The 24,187-nt window shown below is 48.0% G+C and carries 27 protein-coding genes; 13 read left to right on the forward strand and 14 right to left on the reverse strand.

Translation table 11 applies throughout. The features are described from left to right. Positions 1-4: 4 nt before the first annotated feature. The 5 genes from CWE09_RS04725 to CWE09_RS04745 form a co-directional block, all read right to left on the reverse strand. Complete coding sequence (locus tag CWE09_RS04725) at positions 5-442, reverse strand: DUF2784 domain-containing protein (protein ID WP_126802853.1); 438 nt, start codon at positions 440-442, stop codon at positions 5-7. A 124-nt stretch (positions 443-566) separates the two neighbouring features. Next, a complete protein-coding gene (locus CWE09_RS04730; RefSeq protein WP_126802854.1) occupies positions 567-776 on the reverse strand; it encodes a cold-shock protein in 210 nt (69 codons plus the stop codon). Positions 777-971: 195 nt separating this feature from the next. Beyond that, positions 972-1,787, reverse strand: coding sequence for an alpha/beta hydrolase (locus CWE09_RS04735; RefSeq protein ID WP_126802855.1), 816 nt, complete (start codon positions 1,785-1,787; stop codon positions 972-974). 33 nt (positions 1,788-1,820) lie between these two features. Continuing rightward, positions 1,821-2,678, reverse strand: a complete 858-nt coding sequence (locus CWE09_RS04740; protein WP_241974299.1) for a putative RNA methyltransferase — start codon at positions 2,676-2,678, stop codon at positions 1,821-1,823. Beyond that, positions 2,659-3,147: a HEAT repeat domain-containing protein gene (locus CWE09_RS04745; RefSeq protein WP_126802856.1), complete on the reverse strand. Its 489-nt coding sequence runs from the start codon at positions 3,145-3,147 to the stop codon at positions 2,659-2,661. The genes CWE09_RS04740 and CWE09_RS04745 overlap by 20 nt, the downstream gene beginning before the upstream one ends. Before the next feature lie 121 nt (positions 3,148-3,268). Between CWE09_RS04745 and CWE09_RS04750 the strand changes: the two genes are divergently transcribed. Both CWE09_RS04750 and msrB read left to right on the forward strand, forming a co-directional pair. Beyond that, positions 3,269-3,673: a glutaredoxin family protein gene (locus tag CWE09_RS04750; RefSeq protein ID WP_126802857.1), complete on the forward strand. Its 405-nt coding sequence runs from the start codon at positions 3,269-3,271 to the stop codon at positions 3,671-3,673. A gap of 64 nt (positions 3,674-3,737) precedes the next feature. Continuing rightward, a complete protein-coding gene (gene msrB / locus CWE09_RS04755; RefSeq protein WP_126802858.1) occupies positions 3,738-4,289 on the forward strand; it encodes a peptide-methionine (R)-S-oxide reductase MsrB in 552 nt (183 codons plus the stop codon). On the opposite strand, the gene CWE09_RS04760 is transcribed toward msrB, so the two are convergent. Further along, a complete protein-coding gene (locus CWE09_RS04760) occupies positions 4,286-5,221 on the reverse strand; it encodes an SDR family NAD(P)-dependent oxidoreductase (RefSeq protein ID WP_126802859.1) in 936 nt (311 codons plus the stop codon). The two genes, msrB and CWE09_RS04760, sit on opposite strands and share 4 nt — an antisense overlap. Positions 5,222-5,349: 128 nt before the next feature. Here CWE09_RS04760 and CWE09_RS04765 point away from each other — a divergent pair, with 128 nt between their 5' ends. Continuing rightward, positions 5,350-6,402 carry an AI-2E family transporter gene (locus CWE09_RS04765; RefSeq protein ID WP_126802860.1) on the forward strand — a complete coding sequence of 351 codons (1,053 nt, stop codon included), beginning with the start codon at positions 5,350-5,352 and terminating at the stop codon, positions 6,400-6,402. Positions 6,403-6,545: 143 nt separating this feature from the next. On the opposite strand, the gene CWE09_RS04770 is transcribed toward CWE09_RS04765, so the two are convergent. After that, positions 6,546-7,385, reverse strand: a complete 840-nt coding sequence (locus tag CWE09_RS04770) for a hypothetical protein (RefSeq protein WP_126802861.1) — start codon at positions 7,383-7,385, stop codon at positions 6,546-6,548. 195 nt (positions 7,386-7,580) lie between these two features. On the opposite strand from CWE09_RS04770, the gene CWE09_RS04775 reads away from it, so the two are divergent. Then, the gene (locus CWE09_RS04775) at positions 7,581-7,811 is read left to right on the forward strand and encodes an ElaB/YgaM/YqjD family protein (RefSeq protein WP_126802862.1); all 231 of its coding nucleotides are present in this window, start codon (positions 7,581-7,583) and stop codon (positions 7,809-7,811) included. 1 nt (position 7,812) lies between these two features. On the opposite strand, the gene CWE09_RS14150 is transcribed toward CWE09_RS04775, so the two are convergent. Next, a complete protein-coding gene (locus tag CWE09_RS14150; RefSeq protein WP_157982813.1) occupies positions 7,813-7,959 on the reverse strand; it encodes a hypothetical protein in 147 nt (48 codons plus the stop codon). Between the two features lie 127 nt (positions 7,960-8,086). On the opposite strand from CWE09_RS14150, the gene CWE09_RS04780 reads away from it, so the two are divergent. Then, positions 8,087-9,373 carry a sensor domain-containing diguanylate cyclase gene (locus CWE09_RS04780; protein WP_126802863.1) on the forward strand — a complete coding sequence of 429 codons (1,287 nt, stop codon included), beginning with the start codon at positions 8,087-8,089 and terminating at the stop codon, positions 9,371-9,373. Beyond that, a complete protein-coding gene (locus tag CWE09_RS04785; RefSeq protein ID WP_126802864.1) occupies positions 9,374-9,775 on the forward strand; it encodes a YchJ family protein in 402 nt (133 codons plus the stop codon). It begins immediately after the preceding gene. Between the two features lie 5 nt (positions 9,776-9,780). Here the strand turns inward: CWE09_RS04785 and CWE09_RS04790 are convergent, their stop codons facing one another. Continuing rightward, positions 9,781-10,140, reverse strand: coding sequence for a nuclear transport factor 2 family protein (locus tag CWE09_RS04790; protein WP_126802865.1), 360 nt, complete (start codon positions 10,138-10,140; stop codon positions 9,781-9,783). Between the two features lie 69 nt (positions 10,141-10,209). Continuing rightward, positions 10,210-10,632: a secondary thiamine-phosphate synthase enzyme YjbQ gene (locus tag CWE09_RS04795; RefSeq protein ID WP_126802866.1), complete on the reverse strand. Its 423-nt coding sequence runs from the start codon at positions 10,630-10,632 to the stop codon at positions 10,210-10,212. A 123-nt stretch (positions 10,633-10,755) separates the two neighbouring features. On the opposite strand from CWE09_RS04795, the gene CWE09_RS04800 reads away from it, so the two are divergent. From CWE09_RS04800 to CWE09_RS04810, 3 genes are read left to right on the forward strand one after another with little or no spacing between them, the layout of a single operon-like run. Beyond that, positions 10,756-11,013, forward strand: coding sequence for a superinfection immunity protein (locus tag CWE09_RS04800; protein ID WP_126802867.1), 258 nt, complete (start codon positions 10,756-10,758; stop codon positions 11,011-11,013). Further along, the gene (locus tag CWE09_RS04805) at positions 11,013-12,143 is read left to right on the forward strand and encodes a sensor histidine kinase (RefSeq protein WP_126802868.1); all 1,131 of its coding nucleotides are present in this window, start codon (positions 11,013-11,015) and stop codon (positions 12,141-12,143) included. Before CWE09_RS04800 ends, CWE09_RS04805 begins: the two co-directional genes overlap by 1 nt. Beyond that, positions 12,121-12,834, forward strand: a complete 714-nt coding sequence (locus tag CWE09_RS04810; RefSeq protein ID WP_126802869.1) for a LytR/AlgR family response regulator transcription factor — start codon at positions 12,121-12,123, stop codon at positions 12,832-12,834. The genes CWE09_RS04805 and CWE09_RS04810 overlap by 23 nt, the downstream gene beginning before the upstream one ends. On the opposite strand, the gene CWE09_RS04815 is transcribed toward CWE09_RS04810, so the two are convergent. Then, the gene (locus CWE09_RS04815) at positions 12,821-14,452 is read right to left on the reverse strand and encodes an alpha/beta hydrolase (RefSeq protein ID WP_126802870.1); all 1,632 of its coding nucleotides are present in this window, start codon (positions 14,450-14,452) and stop codon (positions 12,821-12,823) included. The genes CWE09_RS04810 and CWE09_RS04815 overlap by 14 nt on opposite strands. 133 nt (positions 14,453-14,585) lie before the next feature. On the opposite strand from CWE09_RS04815, the gene CWE09_RS04820 reads away from it, so the two are divergent. Continuing rightward, on the forward strand, positions 14,586-15,479 hold the full coding sequence (locus CWE09_RS04820) for an ABC transporter substrate-binding protein (RefSeq protein ID WP_126802871.1): 894 nt from the start codon (positions 14,586-14,588) through the stop codon (positions 15,477-15,479). Between the two features lie 11 nt (positions 15,480-15,490). Continuing rightward, positions 15,491-17,944 (forward strand): mechanosensitive ion channel domain-containing protein, encoded by a 2,454-nt coding sequence (locus tag CWE09_RS04825; protein ID WP_126802872.1) that lies wholly within the window; start codon positions 15,491-15,493, stop codon positions 17,942-17,944. A 38-nt stretch (positions 17,945-17,982) separates the two neighbouring features. Here the strand turns inward: CWE09_RS04825 and CWE09_RS04830 are convergent, their stop codons facing one another. The 3 genes from CWE09_RS04830 to CWE09_RS04840 form a co-directional block, all read right to left on the reverse strand. Beyond that, complete coding sequence (locus CWE09_RS04830) at positions 17,983-21,126, reverse strand: efflux RND transporter permease subunit (RefSeq protein ID WP_126802873.1); 3,144 nt, start codon at positions 21,124-21,126, stop codon at positions 17,983-17,985. Positions 21,127-21,131: 5 nt separating this feature from the next. Beyond that, positions 21,132-22,268 carry an efflux RND transporter periplasmic adaptor subunit gene (locus tag CWE09_RS04835; RefSeq protein ID WP_126802874.1) on the reverse strand — a complete coding sequence of 379 codons (1,137 nt, stop codon included), beginning with the start codon at positions 22,266-22,268 and terminating at the stop codon, positions 21,132-21,134. A 114-nt stretch (positions 22,269-22,382) separates the two neighbouring features. After that, complete coding sequence (locus CWE09_RS04840; protein WP_126802875.1) at positions 22,383-22,691, reverse strand: antibiotic biosynthesis monooxygenase family protein; 309 nt, start codon at positions 22,689-22,691, stop codon at positions 22,383-22,385. A 168-nt stretch (positions 22,692-22,859) separates the two neighbouring features. On the opposite strand from CWE09_RS04840, the gene CWE09_RS04845 reads away from it, so the two are divergent. Both CWE09_RS04845 and CWE09_RS04850 read left to right on the forward strand, forming a co-directional pair. Beyond that, positions 22,860-23,213, forward strand: coding sequence for a PA2779 family protein (locus CWE09_RS04845; protein WP_126802876.1), 354 nt, complete (start codon positions 22,860-22,862; stop codon positions 23,211-23,213). Beyond that, positions 23,213-24,181, forward strand: a complete 969-nt coding sequence (locus tag CWE09_RS04850; RefSeq protein WP_126802877.1) for a PA2778 family cysteine peptidase — start codon at positions 23,213-23,215, stop codon at positions 24,179-24,181. Before CWE09_RS04845 ends, CWE09_RS04850 begins: the two co-directional genes overlap by 1 nt. Positions 24,182-24,187: the final 6 nt, after the last annotated feature.

Below are 24,187 nucleotides of genomic sequence, written 5' to 3' on the forward strand. Positions count from 1 at the left end.
TATCTTATTTGCGGTCAGAGCCGAATTTCCCAGGCCACCTGGGTGGAACTTTCCACCAGGTTAACAACACCAGGGCCGCGAAACTTAAGTATATAAGGGTGAAAATCCAGCCAGGTAAATCATAATACAGAAACTGAGAGACCCAATAATCAATAAAAGAGCGATCATAACCGGCCTGTCCTGCTGCGCTCCTCAGATCCATTTCCCAGTAAGTCAACGGACAGTATCTGCCACGTAAAGCCTGAATGACAATCACCGCAATAATGCACAGATGTGTAGCTCTGAACCAGAAATTACGTATCCATTCCCAGTTTTTCGCCCAACCTATGCACACTAGCACAACAGCAATAAGTACAAAAAGAACCACAGCCGCATGCGCCAGCATCACGATATCGGCCAGTAAACCAGGCGCAGGCACTCGCTCATACCAAGGATTACTCATTCTTTTACTCTAGCAAATACTGCGACGGACACAATGAAAAAGGGCAAGCCTTACGGCTTGCCCTTTGAATTCTTTGCATTACAGGAGCCTGAAGCTAACCTGAATTGCTAAGCTGATGCGTAGATTATAGAGCTACGATGTTCTCAGCTTGTGGGCCTTTTTGGCCTTGAGTTACAGTGAACTCAACTTTTTGGCCTTCAGCTAAGGTTTTGAAACCTGAGCTAGAAATAGCGCTGAAATGAGCGAATACATCTGGACCGCCTTCGCGCTCGATGAAACCAAAGCCTTTAGACTCGTTGAACCACTTAACTGTACCAGTAACTGTATTAGACATAATAATAATCCTGAAATTTAAAATTTAAACGTGCCTCGTAGAGGCGATAGTGCGGGCAAAAAATAACTAAAACTTAAAACTACAGGACGATGAAATTACGAATAATATGGCAACGAATTGGAGTATCTAAATAAATATTTTTCTTTCCGACGCCCTGAAGTCTACTCCTCCTGCACCTAATGTCAAACATATTAATCAGTTATTTAGTAAATGCTCCCTGATCATACGTGTTCGTCGGTCGTGGACTTCAGATCGGTCCATAAAAGGATGACCAAAATCAGCTCCTTGATAGATACGCGCACCGAGCTCCTCTGCTCGGTCTCTTAATGGCGCTGTCATAGAGTCTCTTAGCACTGAATCTCTGTCACCGGTAATGATCATTAATCTATCTGCTGTATCCGGCGACAGGTGGCGAATGGGGTCTACAGATTCCGGACAGCCATGGTCAGACAATGTGGATGGGCTGGAATCTATCACCGCGGCGTCAAAATCCACTCCCGCGCCGATAGCGTTCATCATCACGATGCCACCAAAAGAGATACCATAAAGTAAAGCTCGCTCATATTCAGTGCTCAGCTGGTTAATCATCTCCTGGTAGTCTTTAAGTATAGCTTTCAATCGACGCCGACCATCAGAGTCAGCATAACCACGGTAGTCGTAAACATAGACATCATAACCCGCTTCAGCGTACTCACTCAGCGCTATAATCATGTCATCACTGACCATAGCATTCCCCATAGCAGCTAATAAGTAGCCTTCAGGCTCTCCGTTTGCCTGATATTTATAACCCCGCATGATCTTGCCGTCTCCGGCTCTGAATTCAGTAGTTTCGATTTGCGGATGGCGAATTACCTGCTGAGGATCGCGATCGGGTGCATTCATGCTCCATACCTGAAACATAAAACGTTCTTTTAATGCGCCACAAAGCGTAATTTCGCGATTGTCATTTGCCATCAAATCAGTACTCAACAGTAAAGACGCTAATATTGTCACCCAGGCTAACTGCTTCATAAAGACCTCCCTATCTGTTAAAGCATAGCTTACTCAGAGGCGTTGCAAAGTACGTAGCCGTACCTCCACCTGAACCTCTATATGCTGAAGTTCGGCTGCCAGGGCACGCCCTGCGGCGCTGGCGCGAAAAAGATGAGGAGTCATAAGCAGCAGGTCTGCAATTTGTTGTCCATCCGTGAGCCGTATCATGTAACTGATGGTTTCAATTGATTGCGTTGCGAAACCGGGAGGGTCGGTTTTTTCTTCAACACACTGGCTCTTAACTTGAGGATAGATGATTTCACGAAGCTGGCGCAGATGCTCTGGGCCAGGGTCCAGCATATATAGATGGCCGCCAGGTTTAAGTACCCGGGCAAACTCGGCATATACCGGAAAACCAAATACTGAAAACAGGCAGTCTACCGATTCGTTCTGCACCGGTAAACGCGCGTTACTGCCTACCACCCAACTTGGCCCTTTATCCTGCTTTGCAGCGCTAATTATCGCCGCTTTAGAAATATCCAGCCCCAGCATTTGTATAGATTTAGTCGTATTCAGGGAGGACAACACCCGTAAATAGTAGCCTTCTCCACAACCGGCATCCAGGCAGGCTAATTCATGGTGAGGGGAAGTTAATACAGCCTTAGCCAGAGTGTCAGCGACTGGCTGATAAAAGCCACTATTGAGAAAGCGGCGGCGAGCTGCAATCATTTCTTTGCTATCGCCGGGGTCGCGGGAGCGCTTTTGTTGTACGGGCAATAAATGTACATAACCCTGGCGGGCCTGATCAAAGCAATGATTATCGGGGCAGCGCCAGCTCTTATCCTGCAACTGCAAAGGCTTGCCGTCTATAGGGCAAGCAAGCCTGGTAAAACCAGCGTTAACCATAGCTTCAGTCCCAGATATGCCCATGTCGACGCCACCATTCGCGGGCAATGACTCTGTTTTCGTAATTATATCCTTCGTCCAACACAGTACCCAGACGAATATACTCGCCATTGGTTCGCCAGGTAATATCACCATCCTGAGTAGCCAGCTGCAATGCATACAGGGCCAGCATCACTTCATAAGGGTCGCGTGAGTTCAGCCGCTGCATAAGATGAGGGACGGCTGGCTTTCCTATCCAACCCAGGGCTTCAGCAGCGATATACCAGGTTTTCGGGTGTTCTTCCCCTCCATAGGTATCGGTATAGTCCCGATCTGGTAACTTAGAAATATAATACTTAATATCCTCTTCAATACTCTCAGCTGAGCGACGTGAAGATATCTCTGATCCCGCGCCCGTAGTACGTGTTGCGCCTGTTCCTGCTGAATCGGAGTCAAATTGAGCGCAGCCGGCAAGCAACAGAAAACAGGGAATCAAATAGGGCAAAAATTTCAAAGCTCGATCCTCAATGATACATATTCAACCTGAAGAGTCTGCTTATAATGCGTGCCGATTGCAAGAGCCTTAGGCAATGATATACTTGCCAACGCTATTTACCGATGTTGAAAGGCACACCATGAGAATTGTTATCCGCTACTTCTTTCGTACACTACGTCTGATTCTGACCCCAGTCATGCTGATTAGTGAAAAACTAACCACCCCCAAACCCATCCAGCGCGCTACGCAAGCGCAGGCTGCTATTGATAAAGCCTGTGAAGACCTGGCTCTTTATCAATTCCGCGCCTGCCCTTTTTGCATAAAGGTCCGCAAAGAGATGTCACGACTGGCGCTGCCGATAGAAATTCGTGATGCGCAACTGGATCCTGAACATAAGGCAGATTTAATCGCCGGCGGTGGCCGCGGCAAAGTGCCCTGCCTGCGTATTGGCAAAGAAGATCCTCAGGCAACCTGGATGTACGAGTCCGACGATATTATTCAATGGCTGCAAAAAGAATTTCCTGCTGAATCCCCTGCTGAATAAATAACAGCTCTTTTTGTTGTCTGTTTACGTATGTAATAAGCAGACAACAAAACAGGAGTTCCCCATGACCAGATTCATTCAGTGCAGTTTATTTATCCTCTGCTCATTCTCTTTACTCATCAGCACCGCCAGTGCAAACAGCCCGTATCCCCGATCCGCTGCTGAATTTAATAAACCCAGCGACTCTGAACTGCGTGAGATACTGACACCGATGCAGTATCGGGTGACCCAGAACGCCAGCACCGAGCCTGCTTTTGACAATACCTATCATGACAATCAAAGAGTCGGCATATATGTAGATATCGTCAGTGGCGAGCCCTTATTTTCTTCCCGTGACCAGTTCGACTCCGGCACCGGCTGGCCCAGCTTCACCCGTCCCATAAAAAGGGAAGTGGTTAGCGAACGCGAAGAACGGCACTGGTTATTCAGCACCCGGACTGAGGTCAGAAGCCGCATTGCAGATTCTCATCTCGGCCATGTGTTTGCCGATGGCCCACCACCAACCGGGTTACGCTACTGCATGAACTCAGCTGCCCTGCGCTTTATTGCCAAAGAAGATATGCAGGAGCAGGGATATGGTGATTATCTTAACTACCTGGGAAAACCAGATGACTAAGCCGACGAAGCGCCATCAATTTTGACATCGTCACCGTTCAGGAAAATAGCTTCTGGCGCTGTCAGATTCAATACCACGTCCGCCACCTCAGACGGCTGAGCAATACGCCCCATCGGGCTGTCAGCGCCGGCCCCTTCCAGGCTATCCACACCCATAAAACGCTTCAGTAATTCGGTATCAACACCACCCGGGGAAACACTGATCACCCGAATGCCATTTCCCGCCTCTCGCGCGGCAGCCGAGCGGGTAAAACCGATCACCGCATGTTTAGAAGCCGCATAAGCGCCGGCAAAGCTGGATCCGCGGTGAGATAACATAGACCCTGTGTTAACAATAACGCCCCCTTTCTCGCGCATTGCGGGTATTTCATAACGCAAAGCAAAATAAACACCGTCAGCATTGGTGCGCATCACATCCTGGTAACCATTCTCACCAACGACACTGATCTCATCTAGCCCGCCCCGAGGCCCTTCTATACCTGCGTTATTAAATGCAATATCAAGACCACCATAAGTTTCTATGCATTGCTGCACAAACTGGCTCATCTGTTCCTGTTCACGAACATCCGCGCGCATATAGGTAGCTTCCCCACCGTCCTCACGTATATCCTTTTGTACCTGTTTGCCCAGCTCCTCGCGGCGGCCACAAAAAAACACCCGGGCGCCCTGCCGCGCATAAGCATGTGCAGTAGCTTCGCCAATGCCCGAAGTGGCCCCGGTAATCAGCACTACTTTACCCTGATATCGCTTTGTCGGTTTGTTCTCTGCAGCATCCCCAGCAGCAAAAGAAGAAGCCGCCAGGGTCCCACCCAGCGCACTGGCACCAAGTGCCAAACCGGCTGCTCCCGCGGCTCCGCGCGTGATAAAGTCTCTGCGCCCTTTATTCAAAGTTGCCGACATTACTGGGGGATTCGCTTTTTCATTATCACTCATAATCAACTCCTATGGATTCATTTCCGCACTGTTCCGCCAATGCGTATTAGGCTTGTAAATGTGCATGCAATCTGCAGCTTTCCAGCTATTGTTTTGAGAGAAAATCTCTTTTACAGCTGAGGCATACTATGCAACCTACCCTTGAAAACCGTTTTTTCCTGCTGCTTCTGGCGACCATATCTATTGCATTCATGTTGCTGCTGATGCCTTTCTGGGGCGCCATCTTCTGGTCCATTGCCGTCAGTATTCTGTTTTACCCGTTATATCAATGGATAGAAGATAAAACAGGAGGTCGATCCTCCCTCGCCGCTGTCATCACCTTATTATGTTGCGTACTCATAATCTTGTTACCACTCACTTTAGTCAGTCTGCAAATTTTTCAGCAAGCGGCTTCTTTATACGAAGCCTTTGAAGAAGGTGAAATCAAACCTGCCGATATTTATGAAAATGTTAGTCAGGCCCTGCCTTTTATTCCAGATATGCTACAGCAGATGGGGATCAATATTGACAATATCGGTGAAAATATCGCCAGCGCAGCCTCAGCTTCCAGTCAGTATCTGGCTGAGGAAGCCTTTAAGTTTGGTCGGGGAACTATGAATTTAATCATCAGCATATTGCTGATGCTTTACCTCACGTTTTTTTTACTACGGGATGGTAAGTGGCTGGCCGACCTTATTTCCAAAGCCATACCTCTGGAGAAAAAGCGTGAAGATAATTTATCCAGCCGCTTTGTTAATGTCACCCGGGCAACAATAAAAGGCAGCGTGATCGTGGCCGTTATTGAAGGTGCACTGGGTGGTTTTATCTTTGCTATCCTGGGTATTCCCGGCGCGTTTTTATGGGGCGTTGTGATGGGACTGCTCTCTCTGGTCCCTGCTATCGGAGCCTTTCTCATCTGGGTACCCGTTGCTATCTATCTGTTTGTCACCGGTGACTGGGGCAAAGGGCTCATTCTGACTGTCTTCGGCACTGTGGTTATCGGCCTGACTGACAATATATTGCGCCCTATTCTGGTCGGCCGCAATATACGTCTGCCCGACTACTTAGTACTTTTCTCAATTTTAGGTGGTATAGTTATTTTTGGTGTCCATGGTTTAGTAATAGGCCCTATTCTGGCTGCACTTTTTGTAACTATATGGGGCATTTTCATGAAGGATTTTGATAAAAACGAAAAAGCCTGAATAAAATCAGGTATAAAAAAACGCTACCAGAGGTAGCGTTTTTTTTACTCTATCCAAAGGCTAAAAGAGTAGAATCAGCAACAGGATAAGCGGGATTGGTACACCTAAAAAGTATAATAATAAAAACTTCATTCTATATCTCCTTAATTCTCTGTTAATGAATCACGCTGACGACCACCAAAAGTAGCCATCAAGCTAGCGAAGAAAGCGCCTATCAATAATGCCAGGAACATCCATAACGCGGTCCGTGCAGCTGCACTACGAGCATCATCAAGGGCCTCTAACGCGGCTTCTGCCTGTTCCTCAGCGCGATTGTATATGTCACTTACACGCTGTCCGGCCTGCTGCTGGCTTAACTCAGTATGGCGCGCTACCAGATTGGCAAGATATTGTTGGTCATCCTGAATTAATTCACCTTCACGCAAACTGCGGACCACAATAGTTGTGACCTCACCCCGGACTTCTTCGCCAGGCCGCTGCTCAGCATCCTGGCCACGCAACAACGCATCAATATAATAATCCGGAGAATCAAAAGCCTCTTCGACTGAACGCTCGAGCGCAGGACCTGCAGCCTCAGTTAACTCGGCGCCCGCTTTGGCACCACTGCTTAACAGGCTATGGATACTACCCGCCATAAATATAACGACGACCAGGGTGGAAACTGACCAGGTAATCAAACCATGCGCGGTATCCCGAAAATAAACTTCATCGTTATTTATACCCGGCCATTTTACACGCAGTCGCCCAGCTAAATACCCGCCTAAACCAGAAGCAGCCAGCTGGATAACGATTACCCATATAATAGTTGAAACCCCTAGGGTTTCTGCACTGGCCCCGGAATCAGTCCAGGGCGATACTGCCGTCAGCCCAAAACCAAACCCCAGCATTAATAAAATAAATGACAGTGCTGAAGCACAAGCCGCACCTGCAAATACAGCGCCCCAGGAGACGGCTCCCGTATTGTTGGAAGATAAAGTTGGCATATATTTTCCTTAATCTGAATATGAAGTTAAAATGCTTTCACTTTTGAGCATAGACCAGGCATATAAGGGCTGCCTGTAAGTGCTGTGTAAAGGTGAGTGTTTACCAACCGCTTTTCTTTGCCTGCTTTGAAAACTCAACTATAAGATAGGTACGGATAAATATTTTCCGCATAAACACACAGTCAGGAGTACAACATGACAAGTATTAAGGAAGTTGCAGAAAACGCCCACAAAGGCATCGACCATGCGGCTGACGCTGCGATTAGTGCCAATGCAAGCATCCATCACAAAGGACAGCAGGTGAAAGCAACTCAGGAAGAATGGGTACAGGAGATCAAAAGTTACGTGCAAAAGAACCCAACAACCTCTATCGGTGTAGCCGTGGCTTCAGGTTTCATTCTGGGCTGGATGTTACGCCGCCGCTGAGTCAATAACCTTTACCGACTCCCATAATGGCATCACGATTGACTCTGGATGCCCGCTTTATCTGCAACAAACCCGCTACCAGCGGAACCTGAAAATCAGTGTCTGTGACCTGGCATGAAAGTAGCTCACAGGCACTGCAACGTTGCATCCTTCTAAAAACCGCTCAATTATAACTTTCACTGATCCAAATCCCCAATCAAAAACGTAACTGTATCCTGAGTTTTCGAAAAAATTGAAGTGTACATATACCAGCTGTAGTTACCAAGGGGTATGGGATGTCGAAGCAATCCTCTTATGAAATGCTGACCTCTATGGTGTGGCAACTACAAAGTACCCTCGACCACGTCGGGGCCTATGTATTTACAAAAGATCTGGAAGGCCAGTACACCTATGTTAACAGCATGGTGTGCGAGCTATTCGATCTACCCGCCGAAGCTATTATTGGTAAAACCGATGATAGCTTCTTTGATATGGATGAGTCCCAACAGCTTATTGAAAATGATCAGCGTGTCATTCAGCAGGGTATCAATATTGAAGGCGAAGAGCGCCACGTCCTTCAAGGTAGCGGCCGCATACGCTACTACTGGAGCGTCAAAGTTCCTTTACGCAATCCTGGTGGCAAAATTGTAGGTATGTGTGGTATTTCTACGGATATTACCGAACGTCGCGCCATGGAAAAACAGATGCGCGAACAAAAAGAATTGCTGGATACTGTACTCAATAACGCCGATGCTAATATCTTCATGAAGAATCACCAAAGCCGCTACCTCTATGCCAATCAGAATACAGCCCAGCTTTTTGGTTTGTCACAACAAGAGCTGATAGGGAAAACTGACTTTGAGCTGATGCCAGCAGAACAGGCAGAAAAGTTTGTTCAGTATGATCGCCAGGTTCTGAACTCAGGTGAAAAAACAAAAACTGAAGAAACGGTCATTGGCCACGACGGCGTCACACGCCATTATTGGACCATTAAAATTCCCTTAAAAAAAGAAATAGAAGAACCCGCTTTCATTGGTATAGCCACCGATATCAGCGATTTAGTCGAACTGCGCGAAAAATTTAAGTTACTGGCTCATACCGATGCACTTACCGGTATATATAACCGCCGCTTCCTGTTTGAAAATGCAGAACGTGAGCTGAAACGAGCTAAACGAACGAAAAAAAGCTTTTCAGTCATCATTATTGATATTGATCATTTTAAAAAATTTAATGACAGTTTTGGCCATGCTCAGGGCGACAGTGTGATTAAATCCGTCGTGGAAGCCTGTCAGCAAGTGGTGCGTGAAACTGATTTATTAGGCCGCATCGGCGGCGATGAGTTCGTTATCGTAACCCCCGAATGTGGAAGCCATGCAGCCTTAAAAGTCATCCATCGTCTGCAGGAGAAAATAAACTCTTTGCAGTTTAACTGGGCAGAAGGTAAATCGCTAAAACTCACACTCAGTATTGGTCTTGCTGTGTATAATGGGACTGAAACTTTCGATCAAATACTGGCCCGGGCCGATCGGGCACTGTATAAGGTTAAAAAGAACAACAGAAATGGTGTGGAGATGGCCGAATAAATGACCTGTCAACAGTCAACAGCACCCTGCCCATGCGGTAGCGGCAAGCCTTATAGTAGCTGCTGTCAACGCTACCACCAAGACCATGCAATACCCGCTTCACCAGAAGCCCTGATGCGTTCACGTTACACCGCTTTTGCCCTGAAGCTTGCTGACTACCTGATAACAAGCTGGCATCCCAGTAGCTGCCCGGCTGACCTGGATCTGGATAATTCACCGACATGGTTACAATTGCAGGTGCTGTCTTCGTCGCAACACGGCGATGAAGGAAAAGTTCACTTTCGGGCACTGCACACTGAGGGCAAGGGGATAGGTTTTCTCGAAGAACATTCAACATTTGTAAGAGAAGGCCAGCGCTGGTACTACCTGAGTGGCGAAACCACTCAGGGGAGGCTGACCTGAAGGACTTACAACGGCGTATGCTGATTCAGAATCAATTGTAACTTATCGTCTTCAAGCACGTACGTACTGCTAATCAAGGCTGCATAATCACCTTTATCTGCATGCTGCGCTGTAAGCCGGTAAATAAAAACAGCCACCTTATCAGATAACATTAACGCCCGTTCATTCTCAATCTTAAAGCCCTCCCAGGGCTCAGCTGTAATAGATTCAAGAATCTCTTTCTTACCCGCCAGGCGCTTATCGCCCGGACGCAGCATAACTGCATCATCATGCAAAATATCACTAAAAAACTGATGGCTTGTTTCGCTGTCAGTAGACAACGCTTGCCACCCTTCTTTTTCCAGTTTAATAATTTCTTTAATCATCTTAGCTCCTCCTGAGTCCAGTCAGAATGAAAGACGCCTGTTAAGTAAAGCACAGAAGCAGTATTTCTTCTAATCTCCCTGCAGCGTCAGTACCAGACTTCGACTACCTCCCCGGTTGCGATGTTCGCACAGATAAATACCCTGCCAGGTACCCAGGTTCAAACGCCCCTCGGTTACCGGAATGCTCAGGCTGGAGCCCAGAATGCTGCTTTTTAAGTGGGCGGGCATATCGTCCGGCCCTTCGAACGTATGCTCATAATAAGGTTCGTTTTCAGGCACCGCATGGCTAAAAAAGCGTTCAAAGTCGCCTCTTACCGTAGCATCCGCATTTTCGTTAATAGTTAATGAAGCTGAAGTATGTTGAATAAACACCTGCAGCAGGCCCACCTTTACTGCAGCCAGCTGCTCCAAGGCCCCCTCAACCTCTGAAGTAATCAGGTGAAAGCCCCGCGGTCTAGCGTCCAATTGAATCTGCGTCTGGTACCAGCTCATAAAAGTCCTCGTTTATATAATGTGATCAGCCATTTATCACTTATTTTGTCCGTTTATCATTTTATTTTAACAAAGGTCGATAATTTCTAATATGATGCAATTTAAACCAACAGGAGAAACCCTATGTTTGAACATCTTGCAATAATAGAAAAATTCAGTCAGATGAACCTGTTCTTAGTGATTCTGTTTGTGCCTTTGTTTCTGGCTGTGTACTTTATACCGGGCATACTGGCTATCTTCTTTAATCGCCGGCATGTTAAAAAGATATGGCTGGCTAACATTCCTGCGGGCCTTTCATTTATCGCCTGGGGCGCCCTTATTGTCTGGGCAGTCACCGGAAAACGCAAAGTCAGTGCCGACAGTAAAACAATCCCTGAATAATGCAAACAGATAATATCAAAGCCTTCTGGCGTTACAGCCTATACAGTTCGAAAGGTTATAAAATTGCCCAGGCGGGTGCTTTTATAGCCTTTATCAGTTTCTTTATTCTGTATGCCATTCCCTTCTTTGACATCAACAAGCCGTTGATAGCTTTGGCTTTTATCAGCCGCTCTTTACTTGAAGCCACTGTTTTTATTCTGCTTAGCCACTTTATTTTACGCTCTACATTTAAACTTTTCCTACTTCAGCAACAGTTTCGCGCCCGCCACTTCTTTATTTGCCTGTTTATGCTCACTCTGAGCAGCCTGATAATGACTGTGGTGTCCATAGGCATTAACTTGCTGCCATTGTTTCAGCTCACCGACATGAGTTCTATTGTGTATCAGGAAGTAGAGAGTACTCAGGGTTTGCATATTAGTTTTAATCTTCCCACCCTGCTGCTGATGTTCTTCTCCATGTACTTTTTCATGTTCATTGTATGGAGCTCAGCCTATGGTTTCTCGGCCATGCTCAAAGCCCGTAAACATCTGCAGCAACAGGTTCAGGAAGCCCGTATTCAACAACTCACCAATCAGTTAAGCCCGCATTTTTTATTTAACGCCTTTAATAGCATCCGCGCCCTCATCTATGAAGACCAGGACAAAGCGGCGCAAACCGTTACCGAGCTTTCTGAGCTGTTTCGTTTCCATTTACAGGCGCACTTAAGGCCCACTTCATCTCTTGCAGAGGAGTGGCAAATCAGCCAGAAATACCTGGAAATTGAAAAAGTGCGCCTGGAACAACGTCTGAACATCCAGGTCCATATTGCGTCTGACTTGTGGCAACAAAAATTGCCGACTTTAAGCCTGCTTACTCTGCTCGAAAATGCCATCAAACACGGTATAAGCCCCAGCAGCGAAGCAGGCCTGATAACCATTGAAGCCAGTCGTCAGGATAAACACTGGCGACTGGAACTATGCAATAGTGTCACGACAGGCAGCCAACAACCCGGTACCACAACAGGACTGAAGAACATAAAAAAATCGCTGCAACTGATGTATGGCGAAGGCATGAATTTGTGTTACGAAAAACAAAAAGAACGTTTTTGCGTCTGGCTGGAGTTACCCTATGTTCAAAACACTGATCGTTGATGACGAACGCCTGGCGCGTACTGAACTTAAACGTCTGCTGAAAGCTCACCCACAGTGTCAGCTGGTGGCAGAAGCTGCCAGCGCCAGCGAAGCCATCAACATATTATCTGAAGAAACAATCGACCTGGTGTTTCTGGATATTCAGATGCCAGAAGTAACCGGCCTGGAGCTAGCCGAACAGATACCGAGCCAGATACAGTTCGTGTTTTGCACCGCGTATAATAGCTTCGCTCTGGATGCCTTCTCACTGAACGCGGTCGACTATTTGCTCAAGCCAGTCGCGGCAGAGCGTCTGACCAGCACCATACAGCGTTTAAGGCCACCGCAGCATTCCAGCCAACCCGCCTACCTGCCCGATGATCATGGTTTATTGCTCAAGTTTGCTGACATTAACCGTATCGTCAGGCTGCATGAAATATCGCGTTTTGAAAGCATTGGCAATCATGCCGCTGTCTATACGCCTTATGGCAAAAGCTTCATTCACAGTTCGCTGGCAAAGATTGAGCAAAAACTGAATCCAGCGCATTTTTTTAAAGCCAGCCGCGGCGATATCATACGCATTGACGCCATCGCTCATATTGAACCGACCATGCAAAGTGGCTCGCTTATTGCTATTTTGACGGATAAGCAGCAAGTCGATGTCAGCCGCCGTCAGGCCAAAGCACTTAAAACCCGCTTTAGTGGTCTGTAGCGAATAGCGCTTTCAAACGTTGTATATCGGCTTCTTGCCAGCCTTCAGGTTCAGTTAGCGCCAGCCAGGCATCAATATAATGCTCAGCGGCGTATTCATGTCCATAACCGGGTGGCGAGGTGCCCGCCGCCAGATCCGCTGCTAGCTGTAAACCTGTGACTATTGGGAACCAACGCAAATCAGGAGACACATCAGGGCCTCGCGGCTCACGCATCCAGTCCGGTTCGCGGTAAAAAGCCTGGGGCTCAAAAAAAGTTACGGGGTCGCTGGCATATTGCAGGTAGGCAATACGGAAACTGCCCCACTCGCTACGGGCACGCTGCAGGCCCTGATATTGATTCATAAAACGCACTACAGATTCATCACGAAAACGTGGCAACCAGGCCGCTGAACCGGCCTCCCGCCGTGCCGTCACATTGCGCCAGGTTTCGCTGCGAAACGGAGGTCCACTCCACAGTGCGCCGTGAAAAGGATCGTCAATTACATCATAGAAATCAAAAGAACGGTCTGAATTCAAAGCTCCCAGACTCAAGCCATGCAAATACAAACGGGGTCGCTCATCCGTGGGCAGGTCACTCCAGTAAGTGTAGACAGCCTGAAACAGGGCGCGGGCCGTCTCTACGCCGTAATCCCCCTCCAGCACCAGCGACAGTGGGCTGGGCAAATATGAATACTGTGCTGTCACACTGGCAATATCGCCTCTTTGCAAGTATTCCAGCGTATTAATAGCTGCAGGATCGACCCAGCCGGTACCAGTCGGCGTGATTAAAACAAGTGTTGAACGCTGAAAAGCGTCCACCCTCAGCAATTCCTGCAATGCAAATTGAGCACGCTCTTCAGGGGTTTCCGCCGAATTGACACCCACATATACCCGTATAGGTTCAAACGCCTGATCATCACCGGTGAAATCACTAATGTCTTCTTGCGAAGGCCCTCTGACCACAAATCGACGTCCATGACGCCCCAAACCCTGCCAGTCAATTAAAGAAGCTTCACTGCCCGTTTTCAGTGCGTCGCCGGGCTGCTCAACTTCAGGTTCCAGTAATAAGTCCACTTCCTGATAAGTGCGATCAGCAGTGCGTAAAGCAAAAGAGAAGAACACTCCGTCGATAACAGACCAGAATACGAAAAACGCAATAATAAGGCCGCCCATATGGGACACTCGGGAAGGAATAAAGCGCTGCAACTTAGCCGCCAGAAACAAAAAAGTACGGCGAAACAGTTTAGCCATCAAGAGTATCGCGAAAAAGACCAGCAGAGCCACCAAACCAACTAACAAGGCTCTTACCCGAACATCATCTTCCATGCCCATGAGTAAACGCACTGAGTTCTGCCAGGTGCTCGCCTGCCATAAAAATGCGAAAGCAATAGCCGCACATAAAACACCAGCTATCAGGTGCACATAACGTTGCGCCTGAGCGGTCGGTAGCGGCAGCTGCAGGTAGCCCCATAACCAACGCAGAAAGACACCAACGCCATAACCAGCGGCCAGTGAGAAACCGGAGATCAGTCCTTGTACCAGGTCAGTGCGGGGTAATAATGTTGGCGTTAACGAAAGCGCGAAGAAGAAAATACCCACTAACCAACCCGTGGTACAAAAGAAGCTAGATTTTTGCATGCAACAGGACCCGTTGGTGAGTTTTATGCGTTCAAGATACAAAGGTTTCATCGGCATCACAAGCTACGCAAAAATTAAACTTGTACTAGAGCGCTCAATTGTTATATTTAAGTTACTTTTATAAGGCGCGTTTATGTGGATTATCCTGTTTTTTCTATTCAGTTTCATTGCCCCTGCTGAGTCTGCTAGCAATTCCGAATCAGCACCTCAAATCGTCAGATACCCGGCAGGTGAAAGCCCTCAGGATGCACGTCAAGAATACATTTATGATGTGCTTAAACTGGCTTTGCACCTGACAGAAAAAGAATTTGGCCCCTATGTATTAAAAGCCGAAGGTTTTGAGATGGTGCAGGAACGTCTGATTGCAGAACTGGCTGCGCAACGAACTATTGATGTAGTCCCTCTGCCCGCTCTGGAAAAGGGTTATACCGGACTGCAACCGATTCAGATTCCAATACGCCAGGGCTTACTTGGCTGGCGGTTACTGCTCATTCGCTGTGACGAACAGGTTCATTTTAATGATTTTGTTAACCTCCAGGATCTGAATCACAAGCAGGCAGGCTACAGCCTGAACTGGGGCGACCTGCCGGTCAGCGAATTCAACTTCGAACAACTGGCCAGCATTAGTGGTTATGAAGCTCTTTTTCAGATGTTAAGTACCGGGCGCTTTGACTTTATTCACCGCGGGCTGCATGAGGTCATAGCTGAGGCCGCGACCTTTACCTCACAATATCCCAATCTGTGTGTGGAGAAAAACCTGATACTTCAGTATCCGCTACCAGAGTATCTGTACCTTAATGAAGACGACGAGGTGCTTGCTGAACGTTTGCAAACTGGCTTAGAAAAAGCGGTTTCCAGTGGTCGCCTGCGCGCTTTAGCACTGAATGCCTATCAGGATATATTCAATCATTTCGATATTCACAATCGACGCCTTATTCAACTGCACAATCCGATGCCAATTGATAAGAGTAAGGTCGATAACAAGGACTATTGGATTCACCCGTCGCTATTACTTAATCATCATTAGTTAGTAGCGGCTTGCGAAAAAACAGTACTGACTATAAGGTATCGGAAATTAAAACGGGAACTCACATCAACATGCTTGCTCGCTGGCTAGGCTATCTGACTGTCATTTTCACCCTTACCCTCCCCGGACTCGCTTTATCTGCAGATTCGGACCTGGCTCAACGCCTGCAGAACCTGCAACAGCTGCACACAGAGCTGGCTCAGGATCGTGCCGATTTAAGCGAAGAATACAGGGTCTTAGCTGGCAATCAATTATTGCATCAAGTACTGCAGGAACAACGTAGTCAGTTACCGCAACTGGAAACCGAGGATGTCAGTCAACGATTGGCAGAGCTTCGCTTAAACTACTTCCAGCTACAAAGAGAACAACGCCAGCCGGGTCTATCTTTGCAACAACGTCAACAACTGCAGCAGGAACAGCAGGAACTAGGCGAGATAATTGAACAGCTGGTAGAACTCACCCGAGCCCAGTATTTATTAGCCGCAGACATAGCCGCTTTTCAGCAGCAACTGGATGAGTATCTGTTCTGGACACCCAGCAATCCGCCAATGAACGCGGACTGGTGGCGTCAGTTCCCGCAAAGAGCTCTGCAGCAAACTCAGCGTATCAGCAGCGAAATTACCACTATTCCTGCATCGATATCGCTTACGCTGACCCCCATTTCACTGCTACTGGCACTGTTATTAATATTGCTCATCGCCAGGCGCCGACGCATTAAAGCGCTTATAACCCTGTATGATACACGGATAAAAAAATCCGATGATCCTCCTCCGCCATGGATTATCCCGGCGGGGCTGGCTTTAAACGCGCTACTGGTGCTCCCTTTTTCATTGTCACTGTTACTGCTGGGCGAATTTATCAGTCACCGGGAAGCGGCAGGTATCAACCTGGGAGCGGGCTTTACCGCCGTTGCGCTGGCCTGGTTTATGGTGGCTTTTCTACGTAAATTAGTAAAACCCAGCGGTTTTGCTGAGCTTTATTTTAACTGGTCAACTGAGCGGTGTGACATATTACGCCGCTATCTCACTTACCTGGCCTATGGTCTGTTGCCAACCAGTTTTGTACTGGCTTTTACGACTCAACAGGAACTACAGATTTCCACTGACGTACTCGGCATGCTGATACTCAGCCTGGCCTCTGTCTACCTGATAGGTACTACCATCTATCTGCTGCGGGCATTGCCTCCTATGTATCATTCAACCTTCTGGCATCGTCTGATAGGCCTGGCCCTGTTGCTTTTACCCATCAGTCTGTTATTTATTTTAACCAGTGGTTATTACTACACAGCGCTCAAGCTCAGCGGTTATTACCTGGCTACCTTTTATATTGTGATTTTGTGGCTTATCACCGAAGCTAGTGTAGAGCGCTGGATGCAGTTTTCTTATGAACGCATGCGTCGTGATATCTCTGATGCGTCGACAGATGAACCCGCTACACTCGAGTTAATTGAAGAAAGCCAGACTCAAAACAGCAGTCAACAAGCTGAAATTGATCCTGATAAAGCGCAACAACAGTCACAGCGTCTGGCTCATTTTGCACTGCTAATTGCATTTTCTTTTATTCTCTATGCAATCTGGTCTGAAGCCACTGTCGCTCTGGAGTATCTGGATACACAGTTTCTATGGCAAAACATGGATGACGGAGAAAGCGCATTAAGCATCGGCAATCTACTGTCAGCCTTTTTCATCGCGCTCGTCGGCTACCTGCTGGCTCGCAACCTGCCGGGCTTGCTGGAAATGTTATTTTTATCACGTCTTAAGCTGGAAGTAGGTACTTCCTATGCAGTCACTTCACTACTTAATTACGTTGTAGTGAGCGTCGCTATTATCCTGTTTCTGGGCACGCTTGGGGTAAGCTGGAATCAGCTGCAGTGGCTGGCTGCCGGTCTTACCGTCGGTTTGGGATTCGGTTTACAGGAAATCTTTGCCAACTTTATTTCCGGCTTAATTATTTTCTTCGAACGCCCTCTGCGGGTTGGCGATATCATTACACTGGACAATCTGTCTGGCCGGGTGGCCAAAATCCGCATCCGCGCCACTGTCATTACTGATTTTGATCGCCGCGATATTATAGTACCCAACCGTAATTTCATAACCGGTAAATTTGTTAACTGGTCACTGAGCAATACCGTAACCCGACTGATTATAAAAGTCGGTGTCGCTTATGGTTCCGACCTGCAAAAGACACAGGAAATCCTGCTCGATATTGCTCAACAGGAAGAAATGATACTGGACGATCCACCACCTCAGGCCTTGTTCTTAAGCTTTGGTGAAAGCACCCTGGATCATGAATTACGGGTACATGTGGGCCATCTCAAGGACCGCAATCCAACCATAGATGCCGTCAACCGTGAAATTGACCGTCGTTTCCGGGAAGCAGGTATCGAAATAGCCTTCAATCAGGTTGATATACATTTTCGTAATGCTTTGGGTTTAGAACAACTGGTAGAACAACGCAAAGCATAAAAAAAACAGGACTCTAAGGTCCTGTTTCTTACTTCTGCTTAACCCGGTGTAGAAGACTCCTGCACCTTAGGGTTACGCCTGAATACAAAAGCAAACAAGCGTACCAGCTGACGTTTGAGGTCATCCAGGATCAGGTACAGACAAGGTACCAGAAGCAAAGTGATCATAGTGGCAAAGAGCACCGCAAAAGCCAGCGATATCGCCATAGGAATCACAAACTGCGCCTGCAGACTTCTTTCAAACATAATAGGTAACAACCCAAAGAAGGTCGTCAGTGAGGTCAAAATAATAGCCCGGAAACGCTTTCTACCCGCACCAATAACGGACTCATACATAGATATGCCCTGGGCCCGTGCATAATTTATATAAGAAGTCAGCACCAGGCTGTCATTAATAACCACCCCAGCAGCAGCTATGATGCCAAAGAATGACATAATAGATAAATCATAGCCGAGGATAAAATGCCCCCAGACTGCGCCTATCATGCCAAAAGGAATCACTGACATCACAATCAATGGCTGACCATAACTCTTCAGTGGAATCGCCAGCAAAATGTACACAGCCAGCAAACCTGCCACAAAGAACATCGCCATTTCAGTCATCTGCTGCTGTTGCTCAGCAAAGTCGCCTCCCAGTTCTGTAGTCACTCCAGGAAAGCGTTCACGCAATTCCGGCATAATATTCTCACGCACCGAAGTCGCCACATCGCCACTCGTGGTCACCGACTGATCGACACTGCCAAACACACGCACCGTGCGGAAACCGGATTCCCGGTTTACTCTGGCAATGCCGGGTACTTCCTGCAACTGTGCGACGTCGCCAAGCATAACGTAGTCACCATTACCCAGTCGTATACGCGTGTATTCCAGTTCAGATATCTGCTCCCGGCTACTACGCGGATACCGCACCATGACCCGCACTTCATCACCGTTACGAATCATCCGTTGGGCTTCAGCGCCATAAAAACCATGGCCAACCTGAGCCACTACTTCAGCCGGTGTCAGACCTAACTGATGCGCCAGCGGTTTAAGTTCGATATTGAACTCACGGGCTGAACTGTCAATGGTCGAACTGATATCGGTAAAACCAGGAATACGGCGCAGTTCAGCGGCCAGCCAGTTACCAGCATCGTTGAGTTCATTGAGGTTACGGCCAAACAAGCGGTAACCCAGGTCACCATCGCCGCCGCCAGACATGACCGAATCATCAATGTTCATTTCACGCAATCCCGGAATATCTGGCATTGCCTCACGCCAGCGACGGGACAACTCAAATGAATCATAAGGCCGGTCATCTTCCGGTACCAGTGTCATTAAAATACGACCCCGGGTCTGGCCATTTAAGAAGGCCAGTATATTGACCATCATAGGTTTGCCAAACTCTTCCTGACTTTCCTGCTCAACTTGATAAAACATCTGTTCAAGTGACTGTAATGCAGCCAACGTCTGTTGTTCAGAGGCCCCCTGATTCATCTCATAACTGATTGATGGGTAATCATGAGACACCTTAGGTTGACCCACATTGCGTACATGACCCGAAGTGATCAGACTGATACTGACAATAAGCAAAGCTACAAAGACTGCAAACGTCAGATAACGATGACGAATACAGCGGCGCAGGAAAGGCTGGTATACATTGTTGATAAACGCCTGAAAACGCCGGTTAAAACGCGCCCGAATGTCCTTTTCCTTAAGGGGTTTTAACTTAGTGTGGGCCAGGTGAGCTGGCAATATCAGTTTAGACTCAATCAGACTAAAAATCAGACAGAGAATAACCACGCCGGCAAGGGGTTTAAAGAAAGCGGCTTCCATACCCTGTGTCATCAAAAAAGGAGCAAACACAGCTATGGTGGTAAGCACACCGAAAGTGGCAGGTACAGCTACATGCTGAGCCCCCCGCACCACACTATCTATGCTGTGACCATTGACTTCAGTTTCAGCATAGGCGCTCTCGCCGGTAACAATGGCGTCGTCCACCACAATACCCAGCACCATAATAAAAGCGAACAAAGAGATAATATTAATGCTAATGCTGAAAAATGGCATCAGCCAGAATGCACCTAGAAATGCGACCGGTAGCCCCAGCATGACCCAGAAAGCAACCCGCGTGCGCAGAAACAGCATCAGCATCAGAAAGACCAGCACGCCTCCTTGCAGCAGGTTCGTCAGCATCATGTTTAAACGGCCATCCAGGTAGTAGGTCATATCGACCAGCACCTGCAATTCAAAACCTGGTGGCAACTCGGTATTTTTCCACTCCACAAAGTCGTTCACGGCACCAGCCACATCCGGCAACGACTGCGTGCTACTGGCGTTGACCCCCATAAAAGCGGCTGGCTGCCCGTTGTATCTCATGTAGTTAATGCGTTCTTCAAAACCATCATGAATAGTCGCAATATCGCCCAGCCGCACCATTTCACCCTGGCTACCCACAATCACTGGGATTTGTGCAAAATCGTCTCCCCGGTAAGCGCGCTGTTCAGAGCGAATGGCGATCATGCCGGACTCGGTACGTATGTTACCGGCTGACAGGTTGTCTGAATACTGGCGTATTGCGGTAGAAACATCCTGCAAAGTTATGGCATAACGGCGCAGAGTTTCCGGTGGGATTTCAACACCGATTTCCCATGCAGGCATGCTGTTAAAATCAACGAAGCTGACATTGTTCAGTTGCAACAGCTCGCGTTCAATATCACGGCCCATTTCTTTGAGTTGAATAGAATCATCGGTCCCCGTGAGCACCAATTCAACCGCTTGCTGACGAAACTCAACCTGGTAAATGGTCAACGGTTCCATCGCTCCCGGGAAAGTCGCTATGGCATCCACATTGAGTTTCACCTGATCCAGGCGCTGACTGATATTTTCGCCTTCATCCAGTTCAATAGAAACCTGGCCACCACCGCGCCAGGCAACACTACGAATGCGTTTGATACCCTCAACATCCTGCAATGCCTCTTCTATCTTGATCAAAATGCCTTCTTCAATTTCCTGCGGCGCCGCACCACGGAACACGGTATTTACGTGAATGTAGTTAATTTCCATCTGCGGAAACATCTGGCGTTGCGCAGTCGCATAACCAATCAGGCCAAGCACAATAATGAAAACCATCAATAAATTGGCTGCCACGGGGTTATTGGCAAACCAGGCAATAATGCCGGTAGGACGAGACTGTTCCTGAGTCATGCGCTTTACTCCTGCTGTGCTGTCTGCGTATCTTCAGCTACAGGGCGCACTCGCATCCCATGTTGCGGAAAGTTGGGGGGCATAACCACCAGGGTGTCTGATGATGAAATACCGTCACTGACCAGTACATCACGGCCTTCTTTGCGCAGAATATTAACCTGACGTCGTTGCAGGGTATTGTCATCGCTAACCAGCCAGATGCTGTCCCGCACTAAGGCTTCCTGCGGCAGGCGATAAACTTCTGCCACCGATTGCCCCTCAATGCGCACAGTAACAAATTGACCGAAACGCAAAACAGGTTCACCACTGTGCAACCCATAAGGGTCGTCCAGGCTCGCCACTAAACGTGTCATGCGGGTCTGACTATCAACAATGCCCAGATCGCGCACTATCTTCACTGCGCGAGTCACTGCCGGGGTTTCTATATAGGCCTGGCTACCAACCACCTGCTCCTGCAAAAAGTGCAGATCAAAACTGGCAATAGGCAGATGAATCTCAGCCTGTTCAATGTTATATATTTCGCCCAGCGTTGTGCCCATGGAAACCACCTGACCGACACCGGTATTACGGGATTTTACTAAGGCGTCATAAGGGGCGGTTATCTGAGTTCTGGATAAATCACGCTGCGCTTTTCGCAAACCAGCGTCTGCTGATTTAACCGCAGCTTCTGAACTTTGCAACTGAGGCAAACGTAAAGCCAGTGGCGTAGGATCCTTGGTGTTACGCAATTCCTGCTGGGCAACACGAGCCAGCGCCTGGTCCTCCTGCAGCTTAGCCTCTGCAGCAGCCAGGTTTGATTCCGCTGTGAGCAACGCAGACCGATAATCTGAATCATCCAGAGTCACCAGCACTTCACCTTCCCGGATCAGACCGCCTTCAATAAAGTTGGGGTGAAAGGCTATCACCCGGCCGGTCACTTCCGGCGTTAAGGTGGTTTTCTCCCTGGGCTGTAATTCGCCCCAGGAGGTCACATTATATTGATGAGATTGCGGTGTGATGCTGCGCACTGTCACCACAGGCCCCGGAGAGGCCTCGTTAACAGGCTCAACAGGCGGTGTGCCGGTTGCGTTGATTACGCTTGCGCCAACAATGCCAAGCACAACAACAGCAAGGGGTAAGGTGATTTTTAGCCAGGTTTTCATACATTCCTCTGGTATACTAACTCAGTAATATGAAATGCAGAATAGTGGCATTTTAAAATTTAGGCGAGCGTTATAATGTTAGAAGTTGTAACAGCGATGTTGTGAATAAGCGTTTTACTGTGGTCGAACTACCCACTCAGGATCCGCAAACTCACCAAGTGGCCGGATGTCACAGTAAGGCGCAGCACTGCGAATAATACTGGCAACCTCTTCATTATGTACTGACTCCATAACATCCCGCGCTGCTTTACTTTCCCAGTGCGCAATAGCAATCAATACCTTAGGGTCATCCAGCTTACGATGCAGTTCCGTACCTAAAGCTCCGGGGGCTTGCTGAATGATTTTACTTGCCTTTACCCAGGCTTGCGCATATTGCTCTGCGGTATAGCCTTCTTTAATCCGCACTTCAAAAATATATTTCATATGATCTCCTTTTTATTCAGGCTTACAGTCTCTGAACGACATTATATATGGCAGTGTAGCCCGTCTTACATCAACTCACAGCCGATATTCAATGCACTGAAAATATTAATAAAACTGACAGCAGCACAAATTTGTTCTACTGTTAACGGCAAAGACAAAAGGAGAACAATGATGAATAAAATTCAGGTTATAGGTACTACCTTTCTTGCTGGCAGTCTGTTACTTAGCCCAGCGGTGTCTTTTAATGCTCATGCAGACATAGTCAGCACTGAGCAGGTTGTTTCTGAACAGCAGTCTGGACTTGACCGGATCCAGCTGACTGAACAACTGGAACGAACGGATATTCAAAGCGAACTGATCCGTTATGGCGTGGATCCTGACGAAGCAATCGCCCGTGTACATGCTATGACAGACGAAGAAGTTATGGCTCTGACTGCAGGCATCGATGAGTTGCCTGCAGGTGCTGGTATCAGCATCAGCGTTATTCTACTGGGTATTATCATTTACTTACTCGTACGCTAATGCCGCAGCCCGTCACAAGCAGCCGTTTACCAAAGGTATTCTGGCTGCTTTTCTTTGTACTTTTTCTGTCCGCATGTGCAGGTGTCCCCCTACAATACCCTGCGCTGGCAGAAAACTCTGAACCCTTTAACCAGCCGGTTGAGCTGCACGACACGCCCTTTCATCCGCAAGAGGCGTATCAATGCGGTCCTGCTGCTCTTGCCACCGTATTGCAATACAGTGGAGTCGAACAGGCTAATCCTGAAGCACTGGCTGACCAGGTCTACTTACCCGACCGCCGCGGCAGCCTGCAACTTGAACTCCTGGGTGCTGCCCGTCGCGCCGATCGCATCCCTTATGTACTGGCCCCCAGCCTTGCAGACTTATTAACCGAAGTTAAAGCTGGCCACCCGGTACTGGTGCTACAGAACCTCGGATTACGCCGCTGGCCACAGTGGCATTACGCGGTCGTTATTGGGTTTGATATTGAACAGGAAAGCATTATTTTACGTTCTGGCACTACAGAGCGTGAGCAGTTGTCTTTACGACGTTTCGAACATACCTGGCAGCTGGCAGACTATTGGGCGCTTGTTGTCGCCGAACCTGGCAATACCCCGGCCACTGCCGAGGAACTAAAATACCTTGCTGCTGTGGCCGCGGTGGAAAATCAGCAGCGCCTGCACATTGCTCAACAAGGGTATGAAGCTGCCCGGCAACGCTGGCCAGATAATGCCACCAGCTATCTGGGGCTGGGCAATATTGCCTACCAACAACAGGACTACGCCGCCGCAGAACAACACTACCTTGCCGCTGCAGCACTAAAGCCTGAACAAGCGTCTATTTATTACAATTTAGCCTGGGCATTTCTGCGTCAGGGTAAATTCAGTAAAGCGCAGCAGGCGGCTCAGGAGGCTGAAATTCTGGCTCCGGAACATGAGCGGTACGGTAATGCTGTCGCTACTGTTGAAGCAGCTATTAGCGACGGTTAATTTCTG

Source organism: Aliidiomarina minuta (genome assembly GCF_003987145.1).
GTDB lineage: Bacteria > Pseudomonadota > Gammaproteobacteria > Enterobacterales > Alteromonadaceae > Aliidiomarina > Aliidiomarina minuta.

What these genes read in the sequence shown, in the direction of transcription:
- CWE09_RS04750 (WP_126802857.1), top strand. Translation starts at nt 3,269, where the DNA reads ATGAGAATTGTTATCCGCTACTTCTTTCGTACACTACGTCTGATTCTG.
- CWE09_RS04845 (WP_126802876.1), top strand. Translation starts at nt 22,860, where the DNA reads ATGATGAATAAAATTCAGGTTATAGGTACTACCTTTCTTGCTGGCAGT.
- CWE09_RS04790 (WP_126802865.1), bottom strand. Translation starts at nt 10,140, where the DNA reads ATGATTAAAGAAATTATTAAACTGGAAAAAGAAGGGTGGCAAGCGTTG.
- CWE09_RS04785 (WP_126802864.1), top strand. Translation starts at nt 9,374, where the DNA reads ATGACCTGTCAACAGTCAACAGCACCCTGCCCATGCGGTAGCGGCAAG.
- CWE09_RS04830 (WP_126802873.1), bottom strand. Translation starts at nt 21,126, where the DNA reads ATGACTCAGGAACAGTCTCGTCCTACCGGCATTATTGCCTGGTTTGCC.
- CWE09_RS04780 (WP_126802863.1), top strand. Translation starts at nt 8,087, where the DNA reads ATGTCGAAGCAATCCTCTTATGAAATGCTGACCTCTATGGTGTGGCAA.
- CWE09_RS04730 (WP_126802854.1), bottom strand. Translation starts at nt 776, where the DNA reads ATGTCTAATACAGTTACTGGTACAGTTAAGTGGTTCAACGAGTCTAAA.
- CWE09_RS14150 (WP_157982813.1), bottom strand. Translation starts at nt 7,959, where the DNA reads ATGCAACGTTGCAGTGCCTGTGAGCTACTTTCATGCCAGGTCACAGAC.
- CWE09_RS04835 (WP_126802874.1), bottom strand. Translation starts at nt 22,268, where the DNA reads ATGAAAACCTGGCTAAAAATCACCTTACCCCTTGCTGTTGTTGTGCTT.
- CWE09_RS04765 (WP_126802860.1), top strand. Translation starts at nt 5,350, where the DNA reads ATGCAACCTACCCTTGAAAACCGTTTTTTCCTGCTGCTTCTGGCGACC.
- CWE09_RS04840 (WP_126802875.1), bottom strand. Translation starts at nt 22,691, where the DNA reads ATGAAATATATTTTTGAAGTGCGGATTAAAGAAGGCTATACCGCAGAG.
- CWE09_RS04760 (WP_126802859.1), bottom strand. Translation starts at nt 5,221, where the DNA reads ATGAGTGATAATGAAAAAGCGAATCCCCCAGTAATGTCGGCAACTTTG.
- CWE09_RS04810 (WP_126802869.1), top strand. Translation starts at nt 12,121, where the DNA reads ATGTTCAAAACACTGATCGTTGATGACGAACGCCTGGCGCGTACTGAA.
- CWE09_RS04815 (WP_126802870.1), bottom strand. Translation starts at nt 14,452, where the DNA reads ATGCAAAAATCTAGCTTCTTTTGTACCACGGGTTGGTTAGTGGGTATT.
- CWE09_RS04735 (WP_126802855.1), bottom strand. Translation starts at nt 1,787, where the DNA reads ATGAAGCAGTTAGCCTGGGTGACAATATTAGCGTCTTTACTGTTGAGT.
- msrB (WP_126802858.1), top strand. Translation starts at nt 3,738, where the DNA reads ATGACCAGATTCATTCAGTGCAGTTTATTTATCCTCTGCTCATTCTCT.
- CWE09_RS04740 (WP_241974299.1), bottom strand. Translation starts at nt 2,678, where the DNA reads ATGGGCATATCTGGGACTGAAGCTATGGTTAACGCTGGTTTTACCAGG.
- CWE09_RS04800 (WP_126802867.1), top strand. Translation starts at nt 10,756, where the DNA reads ATGTTTGAACATCTTGCAATAATAGAAAAATTCAGTCAGATGAACCTG.
- CWE09_RS04775 (WP_126802862.1), top strand. Translation starts at nt 7,581, where the DNA reads ATGACAAGTATTAAGGAAGTTGCAGAAAACGCCCACAAAGGCATCGAC.
- CWE09_RS04805 (WP_126802868.1), top strand. Translation starts at nt 11,013, where the DNA reads ATGCAAACAGATAATATCAAAGCCTTCTGGCGTTACAGCCTATACAGT.
- CWE09_RS04725 (WP_126802853.1), bottom strand. Translation starts at nt 442, where the DNA reads ATGAGTAATCCTTGGTATGAGCGAGTGCCTGCGCCTGGTTTACTGGCC.
- CWE09_RS04850 (WP_126802877.1), top strand. Translation starts at nt 23,213, where the DNA reads ATGCCGCAGCCCGTCACAAGCAGCCGTTTACCAAAGGTATTCTGGCTG.
- CWE09_RS04820 (WP_126802871.1), top strand. Translation starts at nt 14,586, where the DNA reads ATGTGGATTATCCTGTTTTTTCTATTCAGTTTCATTGCCCCTGCTGAG.
- CWE09_RS04770 (WP_126802861.1), bottom strand. Translation starts at nt 7,385, where the DNA reads ATGCCAACTTTATCTTCCAACAATACGGGAGCCGTCTCCTGGGGCGCT.
- CWE09_RS04795 (WP_126802866.1), bottom strand. Translation starts at nt 10,632, where the DNA reads ATGAGCTGGTACCAGACGCAGATTCAATTGGACGCTAGACCGCGGGGC.